A 1,305-nucleotide genomic window follows, 5' to 3' on the forward strand; every position below is an offset into this window, starting at 1 on the left:
CTGGCGCTGCACCGGGCCTGCTACCGACAGGTCAAGGGCCAGCTCAACGCCCAGATGACCTGCACAGCCATCCGCCTGGTGGCCGCTGCCTACCAGAGTGCCCGCCGCAACCGGCATCCCCCACAGCGCCCCTTCCAGTTCCGCCGCAGGCAGGCGCTGTTCCTGATCGGGACACGAGGACGAGATGCCCGCCTCTGTCCCGATGGCACCCTCTCCATCTGGACCCTCGCCGGACGCAAGTCTCTCCCTTGGAGAGTGCCAGCAGCGTTTCAGCACCGACTGGCACAGGCCAAGACCATCGATAGCCTGACAGTGGTGGAACGAGATGGACGGCTCGTGGGGCGACTGACGCTCACGCTGGAGGTGCCGGACCCCCCAACAGAGCATCCCGAGGTGGACAACGTAGTCGGCATCGATCTCAACGAGACAAATGCTCTCGTCGCCGTGGATGGCCAGGATCGGGTGCTCTTTGTGAGCGGGAAGGCCGTCAAGGTCCACAACCGCCGCACGGCGAAGACGCGGGCACGCTTGCAGCGGAAGCTGGCGGCTCGAAAGGCACAGCACCGGGACACGCGCAGTGTCCGACGGGTGCTGAAACGGCTTGGCCGCCGGCAACGGCATCGTACCCAGACCTTCGCCCAGACCGTGGCGAAGCAGCTCGTGCAGTGGGCGCCGCCTGGGGCGGTACTGGCCGTCGAACGGCTGCGGATGCCTCCCCCGACACGCGAACAGGTCCGGGGACGAGCACTCCGACGCCGACTGGCTCTGTGGCAGCGGGGCCTGCTGCGACGCTGGGCGGAACAGCAGGCCCAGGAGCGAGGGCTGCGCGTCGTCGAGGTCGACCCAGCCTACACCAGTCAGACCTGTTCCCGGTGTGGAGCACGGGGACAGCGGCGCCGGCACCGCTTCACCTGTCCGGCCTGTGGCTGGCAGGAGCACGCTGACATCAATGCGGCTCGAAATATTCGCGAGCGTGCACGCTGTACACACACTACTGCCCTTCGGGACAGTGGGCTGCCGTCAACCAGCCCTGAAGCCCGGGCCGACTAGGCTGCGGGCAAGCCCCCGGCGGAAGCTGGAGGCAGTTGATCAGTTTCATTCTGTTCAGCAGCGATTCCTTTAAAGTAGATGCAAGCGAGATAGCGCGCCACCTCGGCGGGAGACAGCCCCTCCTGAGTGATCAGACGCTCGTAGCCTCGCGATGAGACCAGGTTGAGAAAGAGGCTCAGCATGACGCTGCTCGGTAGATCCGCCCTGAACTCGCCGGCGGCCTGCCCCTCACTCAGCAGGGCCTCGAGACGACGT

At 66.2% G+C, this 1,305-nt stretch carries 1 protein-coding gene and 1 pseudogene; one reads left to right on the forward strand and one right to left on the reverse strand.

Going from position 1 to position 1,305, the window contains the following annotated elements:
* A partial coding sequence (locus ACFMO7_RS01335) for an RNA-guided endonuclease InsQ/TnpB family protein (protein WP_376793739.1) occupies positions 1-1,050 on the forward strand: 1,050 nt, incomplete at its 5' end.
* On the opposite strand, the pseudogene ACFMO7_RS01340 reads toward ACFMO7_RS01335, so the two are convergent.
* Positions 1,047-1,305 (reverse strand): annotated as a pseudogene (locus tag ACFMO7_RS01340) (hypothetical protein); the annotation flags it as partial. The gene ACFMO7_RS01335 and the pseudogene ACFMO7_RS01340 overlap by 4 nt on opposite strands.

The sequence above is a fragment of the Thermogemmatispora sp. genome (assembly GCF_042408735.1).
GTDB lineage: Bacteria > Chloroflexota > Ktedonobacteria > Ktedonobacterales > Ktedonobacteraceae > Thermogemmatispora.